This is a genomic window from Pseudomonas sp. RC10, assembly GCF_038397775.1.
In the GTDB taxonomy this organism is placed as follows: domain Bacteria; phylum Pseudomonadota; class Gammaproteobacteria; order Pseudomonadales; family Pseudomonadaceae; genus Aquipseudomonas; species Aquipseudomonas bambusae.
Genome location: NZ_CP151650.1, coordinates 6390398 through 6410037, shown reverse-complemented (window position 1 = coordinate 6410037; position 19640 = coordinate 6390398). Strand labels below are relative to the sequence as shown.

Here is a 19640-nt window from a genome sequence, read left to right as displayed (position 1 = left end):
TTTTGGGACGTCACGTTATCGGCAAGGGTGCACCAATCTGAAGCAGAGCGAGGATGGCATATCGGCCAAGTATCGGAAGCGCTGTGTTTATCGCGATCTGCATCTGGCCGAAGGCCGTGGGAGCCGGCTTGCTGGCGAATGCGTCAGGTCGGAAACATTGATAGTGGCTGACACACCGCTTTCGCCAGCAAGCCGGCCACAACATGGGCGGGGGCTGGTCGCGTGAAGGGGATGGATTAAAAAAGCCGGGCGAGGACGGCAGTGACGGCGGTTTCGACCCGCAGGATGCGGTCGCCGAGCTGCACAGGGTTCAGGCCGGATTCGCGCAGCAGGTCGACGTCGTAGGGAATCCAGCCGCCTTCCGGGCCGATGGCCAAAGTGACCGGCTCATTGACCGCACACGGGCAGGCCGGGTAATCGCCGGGATGCCCAACCAACCCAAGCGTCCCCTCAACGATGGCAGGCAGCCGGTCTTCGACGAACGGCTTGAAGCGTTTCTCGATGACGATTTCCGGCAACACGCTGTCCCGCGCCTGTTCCAACCCCAGAATCAACTGCTCACGAATCGCCCCAGGCTCCAGGAACGGCGTCTGCCAGAAGCTTTTCTCGACGCGGTAACTGTTGACCAGAATGACCTTGGGCACACCCATGGTGGCGACGGTCTGAAATACCCGGCGCAGCATTTTGGGGCGGGGCAGGGCGAGCACCAGGGTCAGCGGCAGTTTGGCGGGAGGCTCACGGTCGAAACTGACAGACAGTTCCGCCTCGCGGGGTTCGAGACGCAGTAACTGCGCGCTGCCGAGCAAGCCGCCCACGCGTCCAACGCGCAGGCTGTCGCCGACCTCCGAACGATGCACCTCTTGCATGTGCTTGAGGCGTCGATCACGCAACACCACCCGATCAGCCGAAATGAAGTCGGCCTCTTCCAGAAGCAGCAGATTCACGGCTGGGTCGCTGGCGGCTGGTCTTGCTCGTCTTCGGCTTTCTCGTCGTCTTCGTGGTCGCCGCGTTTGGTGACCATCGAGCTGCACAACACGCCGATTTCAAACAGCAGCCACATCGGCACGGCCAGCAGCGTCTGCGAAAAAATGTCCGGCGGGGTCAGGATCATGCCGACCACGAAGCACCCGATCACCACATAGGGGCGAATCTTCTTGAGGTACTTCACATCAACGATGCCGATCCACACCAGCAACACGACCGCGACCGGGATCTCAAACGCCACGCCGAACGCCAGGAACAGCGTCATGACGAAATCCAGATAACTGGAGATGTCCGTCATCATCGACACCCCTTCCGGGGTCACGCTGGCGAAGAAGTGGAAGATCAGCGGGAACACCAGGAAATAGGCGAAGGCCATCCCGGCGTAGAACAGAATGATGCTGGAAATCAGCAGCGGCACCGCCACGCGTTTTTCGTGTTTGTACAGGCCCGGCGCGATGAAGCCCCAGATCTGGTACAGGATGACCGGCATTGCCAGGAACAGCGCCACCATCATCGTTAGCTTGAACGGTGTCAGAAACGGCGAGGCCACATCAGTGGCGATCATCGTCGCGCCTTCGGGCAAGAACTTGCGCAGTGGCGCCGAGACGAAGGTGTAGATCTTCTGCGTGAAGTAGAACAGCGCACCGAAGATCACGAAGATCGCCAACACGCAACGTAACAGGCGCGAGCGCAGCTCAGTGAGGTGCGAGACCAGCGGCATTTGCTGGTCGTTTTCCGGGATTTCGCTCATGGGGCTCGTGGGGGCTGTGTCGAATCGTTGGCGGAAGGCGCGCCCGGCACGGCCGTGGGCGTGGTGGCCACCGGAGCGGGCGCAGGTGTCGCGACAGGCGGAACAGGCTCGGGCTGCGCAGCGGGCGGCGTGACCGACGCGCTTTCAGCAGGCGCTGCCGGGCCAATGTCGGCGCTCGGTGGCGTAGGTGCGGCACCCATGATCGGCGCTGCGGGCTCGCTGACCGGCTGAACCGCTGGCGGCACGACGGGTGCGGCCGCTTGCTGCGGTTGCATGATTTTGCGCGCTTCTTCTTCCAGCGAAAGAATGTGCTCGTTGTGCAATTGACGACGAATTTCATCGGCGCCAATTTCGCGCTCAACTTCCTGTTTGATCGCGTTGAAGCTGCGTTTCAGACGCCCGATCCAAAGCCCGGCCGTCCGCGCTGCCCCTGGCAAACGCTCGGGGCCCAATACCAGCAGGGCAACGAGGCCGACCAGCAGCAGTTCAGAGAAGCTGATACCAAACATGCGTCACGACCTAGTCTTTGCGGATGGGCTCTTCGACTTTCTGCGCAGTGCCGTCGATGGTGTGCGGCTGATACGGCGGCTGAGTCGGTGGAACAGGCTGCGCGGTCGGCTGTGGCTGAACAGGCGGTTGTTCGGTGGGTTTTTCTTCGTCGTTCATGGCTTTGCGGAAGCCTTTGATCGACTCGCCAACGTCAGTGCCCAGGTTTTTCAGTTTCTTGGTGCCGAAGACCAATACAACGACCACAAGAATGACGATCCAGTGTTTCCAGTCAAAAATGCCCATGACGCGTTCCTCACAATGATTTCAGGGCTCGCAGGCCCGTGTTTAATCCGTCGAACGAGCAGCTTTTTCGACGTGTCCGGACAGGCCGAAACGGCGATCCAGTTCATCGAGTACGGCTTGCGGGTGCTGGCCCAGCGCTGCGAGCATCACCAGGCTATGAAACCACAAGTCTGCCGTTTCGTAGATGACATCGCTGCAGTCCCCGCTGACGGCGGCGTCCTTGGCAGCGATGATGGTTTCGACCGACTCTTCGCCGACCTTCTCCAGAATCTTGTTCAGCCCCTTGTGATAGAGACTGGCGACGTAGGAGGAGTCGGCAGCCGCGCCTTTGCGCTCTTCGAGCACCTGGGCGAGGCGAGACAGGGTATCGGTCATGTTCAGTGTCCTGCGTGATAAATGGCGTGCGGGTCTTTGAGGACCGGGTCCGCGGTCTTCCAGCCAGCATCGTCGCCTGCACCGTCAAAAACTCGGTAGAAACAGCTTTCGCGGCCGGTGTGGCAGGCGATCCCGCCGATCTGCTCGACCATCAGAATGATGACGTCGGCGTCGCAGTCCAGACGCAGTTCGTGCAATTTCTGCACATGGCCCGATTCTTCGCCTTTGCGCCACAATTTGCCACGGGAGCGCGACCAGTAGATGGCGCGGTTCTCGGTGGCCGTCAGGCTCAGTGCTTCGCGGTTCATCCAGGCCATCATCAGGACGCGCCCGGTCTTGTGGTCCTGCGCAATCGCTGGCACCAAACCGTCACTGTCCCATTTAATCTCGTCCAGCCAGTCTTTCATCGTCGGCTCCGGCCGATGGGTGGGTGGGTTAGTGTGCCAGCGGCTCGTCCCGATGGCTATCGGCGCACGACCAGATAGAGCCCGGCGACCAGCATCAGCAGCGCGGGCCAGGCACTCAGCGCGATCAGTTCGTCGCCTGATTGAGTATGGGCCGTCGCCAGCACCACGCCACCGCCGAGCAACGCGGCGCCGATCAGGCGCAGCGCCCAGTGGTCGCCCTTGCGCGAGTACGGAGGCGCAGGATCGGACCTGTGCGGCTGCGAGAGGCGCTCCAGCAGATCGCGGGTCATGTTGGCCAGATGCGGAATCTGTTCGACCTGAGATTGCAGGTTGCCGATCAGCGTTTTAGGGCTGACGCGCTCGCGCATCCAGCGTTCCAGAAACGGCTGCGCGGTGCTCCACAAGTCCAGTTCCGGGTACAACTGACGGCCCAGGCCTTCGATGTTGAGCAGGGTTTTCTGCAACAGCACCAGTTGCGGCTGCACTTCCATGTTGAAGCGACGCGCGGTCTGGAACAGGCGCATCAGCACCTGACCGAAGGAAATATCCTTGAGCGGTTTCTCGAAGATCGGCTCGCACACGGTACGAATCGCGGCTTCAAATTCGTTGAGCTTGGTCTCAGCGGGCACCCAGCCGGAATCGATGTGCAGCTGCGCGACACGACGATAATCCCGCTTGAAGAATGCAAACAGGTTGCGCGCCAGATAATCCTGGTCTTCCGGGGTCAGGCTGCCGACGATGCCACAGTCGATGGCGATGTATTGCGGGTCCCACGGCGAAACCGTGCTGACGAAAATGTTGCCAGGGTGCATGTCGGCGTGAAAGAAGCTGTCCCTGAACACTTGGGTGAAGAACAGCTCCACACCACGCTCGGCCAGTTTCTTCATGTCGGTGCGCTGATCGGCGAGGGTCGCGAGATCGGTTACCTGAACGCCGTAAATCCGCTCCATCACTAGCACTTTCGGGCGGCACCAGTCCCAATAGACCTGAGGCACGTACAGCATCGTCGAGCCTTCGAAGTTGCGGCGCAGCTGGCTGGAGTTCGCCGCTTCGCGCAATAGGTCGAGTTCGTCGTAGATGGTCTTCTCGTAGTCGGCGACCACGTCCACCGGGTGCAGCAAGCGGGCGTCGGCAGACAAACGCTCGGCGATCTTGGCGAGGATGAACAGCCAGGCAAGGTCGGAGCCGATGACCGGTTTCAGGCCCGGACGCACGACTTTCACGACCACTTCTTCGCCGGTCTTGAGGCGAGCGGCGTGAACCTGCGCCACCGACGCGGACGCCAACGGCGCAACATCGAAACGACTGAACACGTCGTTGATCTTCGCGCCCAACTGCGACTCGATCAGGGCAATCGCCTTCTCGGATTCGAACGGCGGCACGCGGTCCTGGAGCATCATCAGCTCGTCGGCGATGTCTTCGGGCAGCAGGTCACGGCGGGTCGAAAGCAACTGGCCGAACTTGATGAAGATCGGCCCGAGATCCTGCAACGCCAATCGCAGGCGCGCACCTCGGGTCAGCTCGCTTTTGCGTCGCGGAATCCAGCGCCACGGCAGCACGAAACGCACGGCGAGCAGCCACCACGGCAGTGGCAGGGCGAACAAAAGATCATCGAGGCGGTAACGGATTACGACACGCTGGATGCGAAACAGGCGGCGGACGGCAAGCAGGCTCATGCGTTATCGCTGGATTTGAGGAAGTGGGCCAGACGCTCGAAGCGGGCTTCGAGGCGTTCCAGGTCTTGTTTGGTCTGATCCAGTTCGGCGAAGCGGGCTTCAGCCTCGCGTTTGCCGACCAGGGTGCGGGATTCTTCGGCCAGGTATTCGGCCAGGTTGTGGCTCAGGCTCGCCATGCTCTCTTGGGTCCAGCGTGCGCTGTTGCGCAGATGGCCACCGATCAGCGGCGTGGCGACCGGACCGAGCCAGCGTTGCAGCTCGTATTCCCAGTCGAGGTCCAGGTCCTGCAACACGCCCACCAACTCCAGTAGCACGGCGCTTTCGCCATCCAGCTCGACCTCCGGGCTGTGCAGCACGGCGTTCTTGTCCTTGCTCAAGGCGAGGCGCATCAGGCTAGCGGCCGGGGCACGCAGGGTCACGTCAGCGCCTGCTTCCCAGCGCGAGGCCAACATCAGGCCTTCGTCGCTGGGCAGAATGTGCAGGTGAAACGCCGGGCTGGTGCATTCGACCGCAATCACCTTGCCGCTCAGCCGATCAAGGCGTGGCAAGGCTGTGCTGTCCATTTGCAGCACACGGTTGATGCCGTGCTCGGCACTGGCGAGCAAGCCGCTGATCAGCATCAGGGCTTGATACCACGGTGCAGAGCGACGATGCCGGAGGTCATGTTGTGGTAGGTCACGCGATCGAAACCGGCCTCTACCATCATTGACTTCAGGGTTTCTTGATCCGGGTGCATGCGGATCGATTCGGCCAGGTAGCGATAGCTTTCCGAGTCGTTGGTGATCAGCTTGCCCGCCAACGGCATGAACGCGAACGAATAGGCGTCGTAGACCTTGGACATGACTTTGTTGGTTGGCTTGGAAAATTCCAGCACCAGCAGGCGGCCACCCGGCTTGAGGACGCGCAGCATCGAGCGAATGGCGTCTTCTTTGTGAGTGACGTTGCGCAGGCCGAATGCGATGGTCACGCAGTCGAAATGGTTGTCCGGGAACGGCAGCTTTTCAGCGTCGGCCTGGACGAACTTGATATTACCTGCCACGCCACGGTCGAGCAGGCGGTCGCGACCGACTTTCAGCATCGACGCGTTGATGTCGGCCAGCACCACTTCACCGGTCGGACCGACCAGGTGGGAGAATTTCTTGGCCAAATCGCCCGTACCGCCTGCGATGTCCAGCACGCGGTTGCCGGTGCGCACACCGGACAGCTCGATGGTGAAACGCTTCCAGAGGCGGTGCATGCCGCCGGACAGCACGTCGTTCATCAGGTCGTACTTGGCCGCCACGGAGTGGAAAACCTCGGCGACTTTCTCGGCCTTCTGGCTTTCAGCGACGGTTTTGTAACCGAAGTGGGTGGTGGGTTCGGCATCGCTGCCTTTGCGCGGATCGTTCATATCGCTGTCACCGGAATAAAGTGCCGCCATTCTAATCGTCGGGGCTGGCTTTGTCTTGACAAGGCTCACCGCCAACAGTTTCTTCGCCGAACGCCGCTGGTATAGTGGCCCGACGATTTAGGCCGATGAAGGAGCCCGCCAATGGCCCGTATTACCGTGGAACGCCCGCATGCACTGGGCAAGGATAAGGCTCGCGAGAAAGCCGAACTGCTGGCCGAGAAGCTGGGCGACAAATATGGCATCGAGCACAGCTGGAATGGCGACACCGTGTCGCTGGAAGGCAAGGGCGCCAAAGGCACCGTTGAGGTGGAAGACGCGCTGGTGCGGGTCAACATCGAGCTGAATTTCTTCCTGTCGGCGATGAGCAGCACGATCCAGTCTGAGGTCGAGCGGCAGCTGGATAAAGCGCTTATTGCCTGATGGCCTATTTTAGGAGCGTGGCTTGCGGGCGCTAGCGCTGTAACGTAGGCCGAGAGTCTGTAGGAGTGAGCTTGCTCGCGATAGCAGTTCGTCGGCCCTCGATGCGTCTACAGACATACCGCTATCGCGAGCAAGCTCACTCCTACAGTTGCTCGTCGTGCTCATCGTCTAGGGTGAGCTTTCTAATTTTTCTCTCTACTTTGTGCCCATGCCCCCGTCTGCGGGGCGGTTCCTCTTATCCCTTTCGAGCGTGAGGTGCACCATGGCCAAAGTGATTCTGAAGAAAAAAATCGAAGCCGAAGAAGCGAAGACGTTCTCCGAGGTTCGTCTCTACGCCCGCAAAATCTGGCTCGCAGGCCTGGGTGCCTACGTGAAGGCCGGGCAGGAAGGCGCTGAGTACGTCAAAGAGCTGATCAAGACCGGCGAGCAGACCGAAAAGAAAGCCAAGAAAGTCATCGACGAAAAAATCGAAGCCGCCAACAGCGAAATCGATTCGGCGAAGGATGAAGTCACCGGCGAAATCACCAAAGCCAAAGGCCGTGTGGAAGTGCAACTCGACAAAATCGAGAGCGCCTTCGACCGCCGTGTGGCCAGCGCCTTGAATCGCATTGGCATTCCGTCTAAACATGATGTTGAGACACTCTCTGCTAAGCTCGATGAGCTGACGGCATTGCTTGAACGTGTCGCGCGTAAACAATAAGGAGAGCGGGATGGCTGGCAAAAAGAAAACTGAAAAAGAAGGCAGCTCCTGGATTGGTGAAGTGGAGAAATACTCCCGCCAAATCTGGCTGGCTGGTTTAGGCGCTTACTCGAAGATCAGCAATGACGGCAGTAAGCTTTTCGAAACGCTGGTGAAAGACGGCGAAAAAGCCGAGAAAGAAACCAAGGCCACCGTCGGTAAAACCGTCGACACGGCCAAGGTTTCGACCAAGTCCCGCGTCGGTGACGTGAAGGACCTGGCGCTGGGCAAATGGGGCGAACTGGAGGGGGCTTTCGACAAGCGTCTGAACAGCGCGATTTCTCGCTTGGGTGTACCGAGCCGCAACGAAGTCAAAGCCCTGCACAGCAAAGTTGATCTGCTGACCAAGCAAATCGAAAAACTGACGGGCGCCTCGGTGCCTTCGGCGTCGAAAACGGCAGCGGCGAAACCTGCCACGAAAACCGCCGCCAAACCCGCAAGCGCTGCCGCCAGCAAAACCGCAGCGGCCAAACCGGCGGTCGCAAAAACAGCGGCCAAGGCCGCCGCCAAGCCGGTAGCCGCCGCGTCGAAAGCCGCTGCGTCCACCGCCGCCAAGGCGAATACCGTTGCTGCGAAACCGGCGCCGAAGGCCGCTGCGAAACCGGCTGCGAAACCAGCAGCAGCGAAACCGGCCGCGAAGCCTGCAGCGACCAAACCTGCCGCTGCGAAAAAGCCAGCCGCTGCCAAGAAACCCGCAGCACCGAAGCCCGCCGCAGCCGCCAAACCGGCCGCAGCGTCCACCCCTGCTGCAACCACCGCCAGCGCATCGCCTGCCACCTCGGCACCGTCCGCATCCGCCGCTGCACCGTCGACCAATTCCGCCGCGTCGACACCTTCCAGCCAGTCCTGATTTACGGCTGATTGGACCGAAGCCCGATCTGTGAGAGCAGGTCGGGTTTTTTATTTTCACGCCGAACACGCTTCTGGCCGCAGGCCGTAGGAGTTGGCTTGCCTGCGATCTGGCGGGCACCGGCAGCAAAACCTGACACCTCGACTGTGTCAGGTACAACGGGTTAGGGGATTTTGCTGGTGCTGCGCACCAGATCGCAGGCAAGCCAACTCCTACGGCCTTCGGCCAGAATCAAAAGCCCCGATTTAGTCTTCGAGATAATGCAAAGCCAACCGCTCCGCCGCATGCCTCGCGCCCGGTTTCAGGTGCGGCGCGACGAGCATCATGATCTGGTACACCACCACCCGAGTTTCACCCTCTCGGTCGAGGATGCGTTGGTAATCCAGCGAGAACAGCAGCGTCATCGTGATCTGTTCCACCAACTGTCCCAGGGCTTGCGTGTCGCTGGTGACTTGCCCTTCGGCCTTCAACCGCGCCAGCAGTGAGGCGAGGGTGCGTTTGATCGCATTGAGCAGATTGCGAATGCCCCGTGCGAGTTTCGGCAGGCGGCTGGCGAGGTTCGACAGGTCCTGGAACAGAAAACGGTAATGGGACAAACGCTCGACGATCAGGTGCAGAAACAGCCAGTAATCCTCGGCGTCCAGGCGCGCATCGGCAGGTGGGTCGAGCAGCGGCGCGAGCTCGGACTGGAAGCGCTCGAACAGCTGCATCACCAACGGCTCCTTGCCGTGAAAGTGGTAGTAGAGGTTGCCGGGGCTGATCTCCAGTTCGTTGGCGATTTCCAGGGTTGAAACGTTGGGCTCGCCTTGCTGATTGAACAGCAGCAGAGCGCATTCGAGTATGCGGTCGCGGGTCTTCATCCGGTCTTCTTAATTCGGCACTGAGGTATTCGAATGCTCCTGTAGGAGTGAGCTTGCTCGCGAAAGCGATTCGTCAGGTTTGAATGTGTTCAGAGACACACCGCTATCGCGAGCAAGCTCACTCCTACAGGAGCAACGTTCAGCAAGAGTCCGTGGTGCTTCTAGCGAACTCTGACATACGTCCCGGGCGCCGCCTCCATCGGCGGGTAATTCTGATTGCCCAGCGCCATCAGCGTTTCGCGCTGCGCGCCCGAGCGCTCTTGAATCCAGCTCAGCCAACTCGGCCACCAACTGCCGTCCGTGCGCTGGGCGTCGTAATACCAGGCGCGGGGATCACTGCTGAGCTTGCCGTTCTCAACGAAGTTCGCCTTGGGGTTGCCGGGCGGATTGAGGATGCTCTGTACGTGGCCGCTGTTCGACAGCAGGAAGCGCCGATTGCCGCCGAGCAGCAAGGTCGAGCGGTAGACCACGTCCCACGGCGTGATGTGGTCGTTGATGCCCGCGACGCTGAAACTGTCCACCGTCACTTTCTGCAGATCGATGGGTGTGCCGCACACTTCCAGTCCACCCGGACGGGTCAGCGGGTTGTGCTTGAAGAAGTCCAGCAGATCGCCGTGCAGCGCGGCGGGGAGGCGCGTGCTGTCGTTGTTCCAGTAAAGGATGTCGAACGGCGGCGGCGCCTTGCCCAGCAGGTAGTTGTTCACCCAGTACGTCCAGATCAGATCGTTGGGGCGCATCCACGCAAAGACCTTGGCCATCTCGCGACCGTCGAGCACGCCACGCTGATAGGAGCGGCGCTTGGCGGCTTCGAGGGTTTGTTCGTCGATGAACAGCGTCGCTGGGCTTTCAATTTCGCTGTCCAACAAGCTCACCAGATAACTCGCGCTCGACACCCGCCTCAGTTGTCGCTTGGCGTGCAAATGGCCCTGCAGCGCTGCGATGGTCAGGCCGCCCGCGCAGGCGCCCATCAGGTTGACCTCCCGTGCGCCGGTAATCGCACGGCACACGTTCATCGCTTCCTCGGCGGCCTGCACGTAACTGGAAAGCCCCCATTCCCGGTGGCGAACGTCCGGGTTGCGCCAGCTGATGATGAAGGTCTGCACGCCGTTTTTCAGGGCGTACTGCACGAAGCTGTTGGTGGGGCTCAGGTCGAAAATGTAGAACTTGTTGATCTGCGGCGGCACGATCAGCAGCGGTCGGGCGTATTGCTTTTCGCTCATCGGCGAATACTGGATCAGCTCCAGCAGCTCGTTGCGAAACACCACGGCGCCGGGAGTGACGGCCAGGGTGCGACCGATCTCGAACGCGTCCTTGGTGGTCTGGCTCGGCAGGCCGTTGTTGTGCATGAAGTCGTCGAGCATGTGGCTCAGGCCCTTCACCACGCTGGTGCCGCCGGAGTTGAATAGCTCCTTCACCGCCAACGGGTTGAGCAGGGTGTTGGTCGGCGCCAGTGCATCGTTGAGCAGGGAGAAAATGAATTGCGCGCGAGAACGGTCGTCTTCGGGCAGGTCGCTGTGGTCGATCCAGTCGCGCACCTGATGCTGCCAGCTCAGATACGCCTGCAAACCGCGACGGTACAGCGGATTGTGCGTCCAGGTCGGATCGTTGAAGCGGGTGTCATTCGGGTGTGGCTGGTGAGGCGTATCGCCCAGCATCACACGCCCCAACTGACCGCCGAGGGCAATCGCATGGCGCGCCGTGTAAACCGGGTGCTTGAGACCTTGCAAAGCCACGCTGCGCAGAGTCGACAGCAGATCCCGACCGCGCAGGCCGGTGATTGCGCTTTGCGCGTTGATGTAGGTCGCTGGCGTCGGGTAGCTATTCTTCGCCGGTTTGTCTCGCATGGATCAACACTCCTTCGTCTGGCCATCAGCAAATACAGCGGCGCCCCGCTCGACCTCCCCTGAGCAGTGCGCTGTTCCACGTCTGGCAATCCCGCCGATAACGCGTCAGTGAAGCGATTTCTCTTTGATGTGAGGCACGAATGCGCCCCTTATTCCTTGGGTTATCGCACGGTCGGTGCAGGTTGTGGATGCATGACGGCGCGCTGCCGCTCCTGTTGCAGAAACTTCATGATGATGGGGGCCACGGCTTCGGCCCGGGTGATCAAAAACAAGTGACCATCGTCGATTATGTGTAGCTGGGCATTGGGGATACGCCAAGCCAGCAGTCGCATATTGATCAGCGGAATCAGCGGATCGTCATCACCCGCCAGCACCAGCGTCGGCTGCTGGATCTTGTGCAGCCAATGAATGCTGGTCCAGCCCATGCCCGCGAACAGCTGCCAGTAATAGCCGAGCTTTCCGGAGGAACGGACTTTCGCGGCGTGGTTTGCTGCCAGGTTCGGATCGCGACGAAACGCCCCGCCATAGATGTCCGGCGCGATGCGGATCACGTGCGACGGCTGAATGTAACGACGCGGGCTGGCCATCATCCAGAGCACTTTCGGTTTGCCCGGCACCATCACCGCGCCCGCCGCCGTGGCCGCGAGCACGAGTTTTTTGCAGCGTTCGGGGTAGTCGTGGGCGAACTGCTGGGCCAGTGCGCCTCCCCACGAAACACCAATCGCGTTGACCTGTCCGTAGTCCAGATAATCCAGCATCCGTGCCGCCAGTTTCGCCAGACCGGGAAAGCGATAGGGACGGTTTGGTGTCGATGAACCGCCAACACCGGGCACGTCGAAGGCGATGACTTCGAGGTCGGGGTCCAGCGCATCGACGAACGGAAACACCAACTCCAGGTTGGCGCCGATGCCGTTGAAAATCAGCAGCGGCGTGAGATGGCTCTTGCCGGGGCGCACTGCGGTGCGGATGTTGTGACCATCCAGATCGATGGTGCGAAATACGAACGGTTGCGGCATGCGCGAAGCCCTGTTGGTTAAACGCCGGTAAAGCAGTCCTGCGCGTCTTCCGGTCCTGAAACCGCGTGCGCGGTTTCTGTGTGTTCGATGCTTGCCGTCAGTGGCGAATCAGAGCTCACAGTTGCCTGAAAACCTGTAGGAGTGAGCTTGCTCGCGATTGCGATAGTTCAGTCAGTGTTATATCGACTACTCCGACGACATCGCGAGCAAGCTCACTCCTACAGGTGGTAGTTAATCCAGATCAACGCTCATGCACATACGTGCCCGGAGACGCTTCGCCTGCGGGATACGCCTTGTTGCCCAATGTAGCGGGAGATTTTTTCAGTTTGCCGGAGCGCTCGGCTTGCCACGCCTGCCAGTGCAGCCACCACGAATCAGTGTGTTTGCTGGCGTCCTCCTGCCAACGAGTGGCTTCTTCGGGCAGGTCCGGGTTGGTCATGTAGCGCGCCTTCGGGTTGCCCGGCGGGTTCAGAATGCTCTGGATATGCCCGCTGTTGGACAGCACGAATTCGGTCTTGCCGCCGAACAGTCGAGCCGACTTGTAGCACGACACCCACGGCGTGATGTGGTCGTTGGTGCCTGCGAGACAGAAGATGTCACTTTTGACCTGTTTCAGATCAATCGGTGTACCGCAGACCTCCAGCGCGTTTGGACGAATCAGCGGATTGTTCTTGAACATCTCGATCAGATCGCCGTGAAACGCGGCGGGCAGGCGCGTGGTGTCGTTGTTCCAGAACAGGATGTCGAACACCGGCGGCTCGTTGCCCAGCAGGTAGTTGTTGACCCAGTAATTCCAGATCAAATCGTTGGGGCGCATCCAGGCGAAGACCTTGGCCATGTCCTTGCCTTCCAGCACGCCCGCCTGATACGAATGGCGCTTGGCCGATTCCAGCGTCTGCTCATCCACGAACAGCGCGACCTGCGTGTCGAGGGTGGTGTCGAGCACGCTCACCAGCAGGGTCAGCGCGTTGACCTTCTGCTCGCCCAGCGCCGCATAGTGGCCGAGCAAGGCAGTGCAGGTGATCCCGCCGGAGCAGGCGCCCAGCATGTTCACGTCCTTGCTGCCGGTGATCTTGCAGACCACGTCCACCGCTTCTTTCACGGCGTCGATGTAGGTCGACAGGCCCCATTCACGCTGGGCCTTGGTCGGGTTGCGCCAACTGATGATGAAGGTCTGCACGTTGTTGCGCAGGCAGAAGCGCGCCAGGCTTTTGTCCTGGCTGAGGTCGAACACATAGAATTTGTTGATCTGCGGGGGCACCACCAACAGAGGGCGTTCGTGGACCTGCTCGGTGATCGGCTTGTACTGGATCAGTTCCAACAGGTCGTTGCGAAACACCACGGCGCCTTCGGTGGTACCGAGGTTTTTGCCGACCTCGAAAGCGTCCATGTTGACCTGGCTCGGCATGCCGCCGTTATTCACCAGATCCTTCGCCAGGTGCGAGAGGCCATCGAGGACGCTCTTGCCGCCCGTCTCAAAGAAGCGTTTGACCGCCGCCGGGTTGGCCGCGCCGTTGGTGGGCGACATGGCTTCGGTCATGAGGTTGATCACGAAGTGGCCGCGGCTGATGTCTTGTTGCGAGAGGCTGCTGTCGTCGATCCAGTCGTGCAACTCCTTGCGCCAGGCGAGGTAGGTTTGCAGGTAGCGACGATAAAGCGGGTTCTGGCTCCAGGCCGGGTCGGCGAAACGACGGTCGTCGCTGTCGGGCACCAGGCTGGATTTGCCGAGCAGCACGTTTTTCAGTTCCAGCCCGAAATGGGCCACGTGCTTGGCGCTGTGGATCGGTTGCTTGATGGCCTGGGTCAAGACCATGCGTGCCGTGGTGAGCAAATCCTTGCGCCGCAAGCCGACGACGGGGTTCAACCCCAGGGTGTGTTCAGAGGCTTGACGCGGCAGATCATCATTACTCTTGTTACTCATCTACGACGCTCCATTGTCCTGAGACGAGCGCTGGCATCCCTGTGAAAACACGCCACGGGCAAACGCCAGCACTGCTCTCGGGTGACCGATGATTAACACAACGGGTGTGAATGCTCCTGCAAGGCGCCGTATTTTTCGATGGCGCTGCATGCGACTGCTGCGGTTCACACCGACAGGCTTCTGCTAAAACTCCGATGCAGATGGCTTGCCAGAATCATTGGTTACGCGAGATTTATAAAAATCGCAAGCAGGGTCAGTCATTGACCGCTGCGCGGAGCATTGAAGCAGATTGAATTAGAAAGTGCGTCCTAAAGCGCCCATCGGTCACCAAGGCGCGGACTAGAGCGGCAGCTCAGAGCATGAGTCGGACGACTTGCTCGGAAGGGTCGCGGGATTTGCCCGCAGCTTTCAGTTCAGCCAGGTAATCGTCCCAAAGGGCTTCCTGACGTTGTGCCAGTTGTTCGAGGTATTCCCACGTGAACAGACCGCTGTCATGACCATCATCGAAGGTCAATTTCAGTGCGTACTGACCGGCCGGTTCCACTTTCGTCAAACCGACGCCCAGCTTGCCGAATTGTAGAATCGGCTTGCCATGCCCCTGCACCTCAGCGGACGGCGAATGCACCCGCAGGAACTCGGCGGGCAGGTGATATTCCTCACCAGGGCCGTATTTCAGCGTGAGGATTTTCGAGGCTTTGTGAAGCTGGATGGCGGAGGGAATGCGTGTCATCGACGGTATGCCTTGCGCGTTACATTGTAGGAGTGAGCTTGCTCGCGATAGGGTGGGGCAGGCAATGATGTGTTGACCTGATCCAATGCAATCGCGAGCAAGCTCACTCCTACAGGGGGGGCGTGGGCTGATTAAAGAATGTAGCGAGACAGATCTTCGTCTTCCGCCAACTCGCCCAAGTGGCTGTTGACGTACGCCGCGTCGATCTGGATCGTGCCGCCATCCTGCGCGCCGGCCAGGTCACCCGCACTGAAAGACACTTCTTCCAGCAGGCGTTCCAGCAGGGTGTGCAGACGACGGGCACCGATGTTTTCGGTCTTCTCGTTCACCTGCCACGCAATCTCGGCCAGGCGCTTGATGCCTTCCGGCAAGAATTCGATGTTCAGGCCTTCTGTCTTCAGCAGCTCGCGGTATTGCTCGGTCAGCGACGCGTGTGGCTCGCTCAGGATGCGTTCGAAATCCTGAGGGCTCAGGGCTTTCAGCTCGACGCGAATCGGCAGACGGCCTTGCAGCTCAGGCACCAGATCGCTCGGCTTGCTCAGGTGGAACGCACCGGATGCGATGAACAGGATGTGGTCGGTCTTGACCATGCCCAGTTTGGTGTTGACCGTGCAGCCTTCGATCAGCGGCAGCAGGTCGCGCTGCACACCTTCACGGGAGACGTCCGCGCCGCCGACGTTGCCGCGCTTGGCGACTTTGTCGATTTCATCGATGAACACGATGCCGTGCTGCTCGACTGCCTCCAGCGCCTTGCCTTTCAGCTCTTCGTCGTTGACCAGACGGCTCGCTTCTTCATCGCGGACCATCTTCAGCGCGTCCTTGACCTTCAGCTTGCGGCTCTTCTTCTTGCCCTTGCCCATGTTGGCAAACAGGCTTTGCAGCTGGTTGGTCATCTCCTCCATGCCCGGAGGCGCGGAGATATCGACGCCGCCCATTTCCGCGACTTCGATCTCGATTTCCTTGTCGTCCAACTGGCCTTCACGCAGGCGTTTGCGGAACAGCTGGCGGGTGTTGGAATCGGTGCCACCGGCCGCGTCTTCATTGAAGCCTACGCGTGCAGGTGGCAGCAGGGCGTCGAGGATGCGGTCTTCGGCGGCGTCTTCGGCGCGATGACGGACCTTGGTCATTTCCTGTTCGCGCAGCAGCTTCATGGCGGCGTCGGCCAGATCACGAATGATCGACTCGACGTCACGGCCCACGTAGCCGACTTCGGTGAACTTGGTGGCTTCGACCTTGATGAACGGCGCGTTGGCCAGCTTGGCCAGACGGCGGGCGATCTCGGTTTTACCGACACCGGTCGGACCGATCATCAGAATGTTTTTCGGGGTGACTTCAACACGCAGCTCTTCAGGGAGCTGCATCCGGCGCCAGCGGTTACGCAGCGCGATGGCGACGGCGCGCTTGGCATCGTCCTGGCCGATGATATGGCGATTGAGTTCGTGGACGATTTCACGGGGAGTCATGGACATGGTTTTCAACGGTCCTCTTGAGCGAATGAGTCCGGCAGCCGCGATGAATTGCGGCGCCTGTCGGGCTTATTCGGCGAGGTCCTGCTCCTCAATGGTGATGTTGTGGTTGGTGAACACGCAAATGTCGCCCGCGATGTGCAGCGCGGTCTCGGCGATTTCCCGCGCGGACAATTCGGTTTTCAGCAGCAGGGCGCGAGCAGCGGCCTGAGCGAATGCGCCGCCGGAGCCCATGGCGATCAGGCCGTCTTCGGGTTCTACGACGTCACCGTTGCCGGTGATGATCAGGGAGGCGTCTTTGTTGGCGACAGCCAGCATGGCTTCCAGGCGGCTGAGGGAGCGGTCGGTCCGCCAGTCTTTGGCCAGCTCGACGGCGGCGCGCACGAGGTGCCCCTGGTGTTTTTCCAATTGGGCTTCGAAACGTTCGAACAGGGTGAAGGCGTCAGCGGTGGCGCCCGCGAAACCGGCGATCACCTGGCCGTGGTAGAGGCGGCGGACCTTCTTGGCGTTACCTTTCATGACGGTATTGCCCAGGGAAACCTGGCCGTCACCGGCCATGACGACTTTGCCTTGGCGGCGCACTGAAACGATGGTGGTCAAGGGGAGAGTCTCCACGCTAGGGGGCGAAAATGCCCTGATGGAAACTCATATGGGGGTGGGGGCGGGTATTTCAACCGTGGGGGATGAATGGCAGGGGTGTATTGATCTGCTTCTGGCCGAAGGCCGTGGGAGCCGGCTTGCTGGCGAAAGCGGTGTGTCAGTCAGCATAGAGGGTGACTGAATCATCGTATTCGCCAGCAAGCCGGCTCCCATAACGGGATCGGCGTTTGGTCTAGCGGGCCTGACGCTGTTGCAGCAACAGGTTGCTGAATCCACCACCCGCCAGTTGCTTCTGCGCGGTCGTCAGTTGTTCGCGGTTGCTGAACGGTCCGACCAATACGCGGTACCACGTCTCGTCCTTCACCGTTCCGGATTCAACCGTCGCGGCCTGCCCCAACAGAATGATCTGTGCGCGAACCTTGTCAGCGTCCGTCTGTTTGCGGAACGAACCCGCCTGCAGGAAGAACGTCGTCACCGGCGCCGGTTTCGCGACCGGGGGCGCTGGCGGTGGTGTCAGGCCGCTAAGCGCTGCCTGGGCACGAGCGGTGTCGATTTTCGCGGCCACCTCTGGAGTGACCGGCGTGGTCGGCGCAGCCACTGACGGCGGCGTTTTTTCCGGCACGGCTTCGTTTGGCACGATGACTTCCGATTCCGGCAGCAGCGTGTAGAAATCGTACTTCGGCTTCACGGGCGCGGTCGGACTTGGCGGCGTCTTGTTCGCTTCGGCGATCTTCGCGGCCTTGGCTTCGGCCTTGTTCCGCTTGATGTCATCGCCGCTGCCAGGCTCCAGTTTCATCAGGAATACGATGAATGCACCGACGGACAGGCCGACCGCCAGCCACACCCATCCCGGAATCGGCTTCTTTGCGGGCGCCTCGTACCGGCTGGCACCGCGCTTGGGAGCAGGTTTCTTTTTGACTGCCAAGTTACATACGCTCCAGAGTTTCCAGACCCAGCAGTTGCAGGCCTTGCTTGAGGGTGCGACCGGTCAGGTGCGCGAGGCGCAGACGGCTTTGCTGTTGCTCGGGGTTTTCCGCGTTCAGGATCGGGCAGTTCTCGTAGAAGCTGGAGAACAGGCCGGCCAGATCGTAAAGGTAGGCGCACAGCACGTGCGGCGTGCCTTTTTCGGCAACGTTGTTCACGGTTTCGCCGAATTGCGCAAGACGCGCAGCCAGGTCCTGCTCTTGAGGGGCCTCAAGGATGATTTGGCCTTTGCTCTCGTCGAACGCCTCGCCCAGCTTGCGGAACACGCCGGAAACACGGGTGTAGGCGTACAGCAGGTAAGGTGCGGTGTTGCCTTCGAAGCTGAGCATCTGATCGAAGTTGAAGCTGTAATCGCTGGCGCGGTGCTTGGACAGGTCCGCGTATTTCACCGCGCTGATGCCCACCGCCTTGGCAATGGTGCGCAATTCGTCTTCGGCAACTCCCGGGTTCTTCTCTTTCACCAGCACATAGGCGCGCTCTTCGGCTTCATCGAGCAGGTCAACCAGCTTCACGGTGCCGCCATCGCGGGTCTTGAACGGACGGCCATCGGCGCCGTTCATGGTGCCGAAGCCCATGTGTTCCATCTGCATGCCGTTGGTGACGAAACCGGCGCGGCGGGCCACTTCGAACACTTGCTGGAAGTGCAGGGCCTGACGCTGATCGACGAAATACAGCGCGCGATCAGCTTTCAATACGTTGCTGCGGTAGCGCACGGCAGCGAGGTCGGTGGTCGCATAGAGATAACCGCCACCGGCCTTTTGCACGATCACCGGCAGTGGCGTGCCTTCGGCAGTCTTGAATTCTTCGAGGAACACGCATTGTGCGCCGTTGCTCTCAACCAGCAGGCCGGCTTTCTTCAGGTCGGCGACGACGTTGGCGAGGTCGTCGTTGTAGGCGCTTTCGCCCATGACGTCTTTCGGCGTCAGTTTGACATTCAGGCGCTCGTACACTTCCTGACAGTGCGAAAGGGAAATGTCTTTGAAACGGGTCCACAGCGTCAGGCACTCAGGGTCGCCTGCTTGCAGCTTGACCACCAGGCCACGGGCGCGCTCGGCGAACTCTTCGGACTCATCGAAACGGCCCTTGGCGGCGCGGTAGAAGTTTTCCAGGTCCGACAGCTCGTCGCTGGTCGCCGGGGTTTCCTGCAGATAGGCCAGCAGCATGCCGAACTGGGTGCCCCAGTCGCCAACGTGGTTCTGACGAATGACGGTGTCGCCGAGGAACTCAAGCACGCTGGCCACGCCGTCGCCGATAATGGTCGAGCGCAGGTGGCCGACGTGCATTTCTTTGGCGAGGTTCGGCGCGGACAGGTCAACCACCACGCGTTGGGCGGGACCGTTCTTGCGCACCGACAGGGTGGCATCCGCCAAGGCTTCGTCGAGACGCGAAGCGAGGGCCTGAGTGTTCTGGAAAAAGTTCAGGAAGCCAGGCCCGGCGATGTCGACTTTGGTGATCTGTTCGTCGGCGGGCAGCGCAGCGACGATCTTCTCGGCCAGGTCACGAGGTTTCAGGCCCGCAGGCTTGGCCAACATCATGGCGATGTTGCTGGCGAAGTCGCCATTTTTCTTGTCCTTGGCGTTTTCCACCTGAATCGCCGGCGTCAACCCTTCCGGCAAGACGCCTTCGGTGACGAGTTGGCTCAGAGCTTGTTGGATCAGCTGGCGAATGGTGTCTTTCATGAGGCTCTCTTTCGACCGCAAGCGCGGCAGCGCTTCGATGCGCGGGTGGAAAAACTGGGCATTATCCGTTGCCGGAGCCACCTTGCCAACCGGGTTGGATGTGCGGTTGTGAATTGTCATCTGTTGCCGGGTTCCCAACTGTGGGAGCGAATTCAT

General features: G+C 60.5%; 21 protein-coding genes. 3 read left to right on the top strand and 18 right to left on the bottom strand.

All coding sequences use genetic code 11. The features are described 5' to 3' along the window. Positions 1-236: 236 nt before the first annotated feature. From AAEO81_RS28735 to ubiE, 9 genes are read right to left on the bottom strand one after another with little or no spacing between them, the layout of a single operon-like run. On the bottom strand, positions 237-944 hold the full coding sequence (locus AAEO81_RS28735; protein WP_341960506.1) for a 16S rRNA (uracil(1498)-N(3))-methyltransferase: 708 nt from the start codon (positions 942-944) through the stop codon (positions 237-239). Beyond that, entirely contained in the window at positions 941-1735 is a 795-nt protein-coding gene (gene tatC / locus AAEO81_RS28730; protein WP_166598148.1) for a twin-arginine translocase subunit TatC, read from the bottom strand. The genes AAEO81_RS28735 and tatC overlap by 4 nt, the downstream gene beginning before the upstream one ends. Further along, the gene (tatB, locus tag AAEO81_RS28725; protein ID WP_166598149.1) at positions 1732-2244 is read right to left on the bottom strand and encodes a Sec-independent protein translocase protein TatB; all 513 of its coding nucleotides are present in this window, start codon (positions 2242-2244) and stop codon (positions 1732-1734) included. Before tatB ends, tatC begins: the two co-directional genes overlap by 4 nt. A 10-nt stretch (positions 2245-2254) precedes the next feature. Further along, positions 2255-2527 (bottom strand): twin-arginine translocase TatA/TatE family subunit, encoded by a 273-nt coding sequence (locus AAEO81_RS28720; RefSeq protein WP_166598150.1) that lies wholly within the window; start codon positions 2525-2527, stop codon positions 2255-2257. A gap of 42 nt (positions 2528-2569) precedes the next feature. Then, positions 2570-2902: a phosphoribosyl-ATP diphosphatase gene (locus AAEO81_RS28715; RefSeq protein WP_166598151.1), complete on the bottom strand. Its 333-nt coding sequence runs from the start codon at positions 2900-2902 to the stop codon at positions 2570-2572. 2 nt (positions 2903-2904) lie between these two features. Next, positions 2905-3309 (bottom strand): phosphoribosyl-AMP cyclohydrolase, encoded by a 405-nt coding sequence (gene hisI, locus AAEO81_RS28710; protein ID WP_166598152.1) that lies wholly within the window; start codon positions 3307-3309, stop codon positions 2905-2907. A 56-nt stretch (positions 3310-3365) separates the two neighbouring features. After that, positions 3366-4985 carry a ubiquinone biosynthesis regulatory protein kinase UbiB gene (gene ubiB, locus AAEO81_RS28705; RefSeq protein WP_341960504.1) on the bottom strand — a complete coding sequence of 540 codons (1620 nt, stop codon included), beginning with the start codon at positions 4983-4985 and terminating at the stop codon, positions 3366-3368. Further along, positions 4982-5605 carry an SCP2 sterol-binding domain-containing protein gene (locus AAEO81_RS28700; RefSeq protein ID WP_341960502.1) on the bottom strand — a complete coding sequence of 208 codons (624 nt, stop codon included), beginning with the start codon at positions 5603-5605 and terminating at the stop codon, positions 4982-4984. The genes ubiB and AAEO81_RS28700 overlap by 4 nt, the downstream gene beginning before the upstream one ends. Further along, the gene (gene ubiE / locus AAEO81_RS28695) at positions 5605-6375 is read right to left on the bottom strand and encodes a bifunctional demethylmenaquinone methyltransferase/2-methoxy-6-polyprenyl-1,4-benzoquinol methylase UbiE (RefSeq protein ID WP_110951120.1); all 771 of its coding nucleotides are present in this window, start codon (positions 6373-6375) and stop codon (positions 5605-5607) included. Before ubiE ends, AAEO81_RS28700 begins: the two co-directional genes overlap by 1 nt. A 141-nt stretch (positions 6376-6516) precedes the next feature. Between ubiE and AAEO81_RS28690 the strand changes: the two genes are divergently transcribed. The 3 genes from AAEO81_RS28690 to AAEO81_RS28680 all read left to right on the top strand — a co-directional run bounded on the left by AAEO81_RS28690 (position 6517) and on the right by AAEO81_RS28680 (position 8384). Beyond that, positions 6517-6795: a polyhydroxyalkanoic acid system family protein gene (locus AAEO81_RS28690; RefSeq protein WP_341960500.1), complete on the top strand. Its 279-nt coding sequence runs from the start codon at positions 6517-6519 to the stop codon at positions 6793-6795. A gap of 262 nt (positions 6796-7057) precedes the next feature. Continuing rightward, entirely contained in the window at positions 7058-7495 is a 438-nt protein-coding gene (locus tag AAEO81_RS28685) for a phasin family protein (protein WP_341960499.1), read from the top strand. A 10-nt stretch (positions 7496-7505) separates the two neighbouring features. Next, positions 7506-8384: a phasin family protein gene (locus AAEO81_RS28680; RefSeq protein ID WP_341960498.1), complete on the top strand. Its 879-nt coding sequence runs from the start codon at positions 7506-7508 to the stop codon at positions 8382-8384. A gap of 245 nt (positions 8385-8629) precedes the next feature. Here AAEO81_RS28680 and AAEO81_RS28675 read toward each other — a convergent pair whose 3' ends face one another. The 9 genes from AAEO81_RS28675 to argS all read right to left on the bottom strand — a co-directional run bounded on the left by AAEO81_RS28675 (position 8630) and on the right by argS (position 19484). Then, positions 8630-9244, bottom strand: a complete 615-nt coding sequence (locus AAEO81_RS28675) for a TetR/AcrR family transcriptional regulator (protein WP_341960496.1) — start codon at positions 9242-9244, stop codon at positions 8630-8632. Positions 9245-9405: 161 nt separating this feature from the next. Beyond that, positions 9406-11088 (bottom strand): class II poly(R)-hydroxyalkanoic acid synthase, encoded by a 1683-nt coding sequence (gene phaC, locus AAEO81_RS28670; RefSeq protein ID WP_341960495.1) that lies wholly within the window; start codon positions 11086-11088, stop codon positions 9406-9408. Positions 11089-11249: 161 nt separating this feature from the next. After that, a complete protein-coding gene (gene phaZ / locus AAEO81_RS28665; RefSeq protein WP_166598161.1) occupies positions 11250-12104 on the bottom strand; it encodes a poly(3-hydroxyalkanoate) depolymerase in 855 nt (284 codons plus the stop codon). Positions 12105-12345: 241 nt separating this feature from the next. After that, the gene (gene phaC / locus AAEO81_RS28660) at positions 12346-14025 is read right to left on the bottom strand and encodes a class II poly(R)-hydroxyalkanoic acid synthase (RefSeq protein ID WP_341960492.1); all 1680 of its coding nucleotides are present in this window, start codon (positions 14023-14025) and stop codon (positions 12346-12348) included. Positions 14026-14377: 352 nt separating this feature from the next. Then, positions 14378-14755, bottom strand: coding sequence for a DUF971 domain-containing protein (locus tag AAEO81_RS28655; protein ID WP_166598163.1), 378 nt, complete (start codon positions 14753-14755; stop codon positions 14378-14380). Positions 14756-14886: 131 nt separating this feature from the next. After that, positions 14887-16224, bottom strand: coding sequence for an ATP-dependent protease ATPase subunit HslU (hslU, locus tag AAEO81_RS28650; protein ID WP_341960489.1), 1338 nt, complete (start codon positions 16222-16224; stop codon positions 14887-14889). Positions 16225-16290: 66 nt separating this feature from the next. After that, entirely contained in the window at positions 16291-16821 is a 531-nt protein-coding gene (gene hslV, locus AAEO81_RS28645; RefSeq protein ID WP_037016051.1) for an ATP-dependent protease subunit HslV, read from the bottom strand. 232 nt (positions 16822-17053) lie between these two features. Beyond that, positions 17054-17746 (bottom strand): SPOR domain-containing protein, encoded by a 693-nt coding sequence (locus AAEO81_RS28640; protein WP_341960486.1) that lies wholly within the window; start codon positions 17744-17746, stop codon positions 17054-17056. A gap of 1 nt (position 17747) precedes the next feature. Further along, positions 17748-19484, bottom strand: coding sequence for an arginine--tRNA ligase (gene argS, locus AAEO81_RS28635; protein ID WP_341960484.1), 1737 nt, complete (start codon positions 19482-19484; stop codon positions 17748-17750). Positions 19485-19640: the final 156 nt, after the last annotated feature.

Excerpts from the sequence above, each read along its gene's own strand:
- AAEO81_RS28685 (WP_341960499.1), top strand. The coding sequence starts at position 7,058 with ATGGCCAAAGTGATTCTGAAGAAAAAAATCGAAGCCGAAGAAGCGAAG.
- argS (WP_341960484.1), bottom strand. The coding sequence starts at position 19,484 with ATGAAAGACACCATTCGCCAGCTGATCCAACAAGCTCTGAGCCAACTC.
- AAEO81_RS28655 (WP_166598163.1), bottom strand. The coding sequence starts at position 14,755 with ATGACACGCATTCCCTCCGCCATCCAGCTTCACAAAGCCTCGAAAATC.
- phaC (WP_341960495.1), bottom strand. The coding sequence starts at position 11,088 with ATGCGAGACAAACCGGCGAAGAATAGCTACCCGACGCCAGCGACCTAC.
- AAEO81_RS28680 (WP_341960498.1), top strand. The coding sequence starts at position 7,506 with ATGGCTGGCAAAAAGAAAACTGAAAAAGAAGGCAGCTCCTGGATTGGT.
- hslU (WP_341960489.1), bottom strand. The coding sequence starts at position 16,224 with ATGTCCATGACTCCCCGTGAAATCGTCCACGAACTCAATCGCCATATC.
- AAEO81_RS28715 (WP_166598151.1), bottom strand. The coding sequence starts at position 2,902 with ATGACCGATACCCTGTCTCGCCTCGCCCAGGTGCTCGAAGAGCGCAAA.
- AAEO81_RS28700 (WP_341960502.1), bottom strand. The coding sequence starts at position 5,605 with ATGCTGATCAGCGGCTTGCTCGCCAGTGCCGAGCACGGCATCAACCGT.
- phaC (WP_341960492.1), bottom strand. The coding sequence starts at position 14,025 with ATGAGTAACAAGAGTAATGATGATCTGCCGCGTCAAGCCTCTGAACAC.
- tatC (WP_166598148.1), bottom strand. The coding sequence starts at position 1,735 with ATGAGCGAAATCCCGGAAAACGACCAGCAAATGCCGCTGGTCTCGCAC.
- AAEO81_RS28720 (WP_166598150.1), bottom strand. The coding sequence starts at position 2,527 with ATGGGCATTTTTGACTGGAAACACTGGATCGTCATTCTTGTGGTCGTT.
- tatB (WP_166598149.1), bottom strand. The coding sequence starts at position 2,244 with ATGTTTGGTATCAGCTTCTCTGAACTGCTGCTGGTCGGCCTCGTTGCC.
- ubiB (WP_341960504.1), bottom strand. The coding sequence starts at position 4,985 with ATGAGCCTGCTTGCCGTCCGCCGCCTGTTTCGCATCCAGCGTGTCGTA.
- phaZ (WP_166598161.1), bottom strand. The coding sequence starts at position 12,104 with ATGCCGCAACCGTTCGTATTTCGCACCATCGATCTGGATGGTCACAAC.
- hisI (WP_166598152.1), bottom strand. The coding sequence starts at position 3,309 with ATGAAAGACTGGCTGGACGAGATTAAATGGGACAGTGACGGTTTGGTG.
- AAEO81_RS28675 (WP_341960496.1), bottom strand. The coding sequence starts at position 9,244 with ATGAAGACCCGCGACCGCATACTCGAATGCGCTCTGCTGCTGTTCAAT.
- AAEO81_RS28690 (WP_341960500.1), top strand. The coding sequence starts at position 6,517 with ATGGCCCGTATTACCGTGGAACGCCCGCATGCACTGGGCAAGGATAAG.
- ubiE (WP_110951120.1), bottom strand. The coding sequence starts at position 6,375 with ATGAACGATCCGCGCAAAGGCAGCGATGCCGAACCCACCACCCACTTC.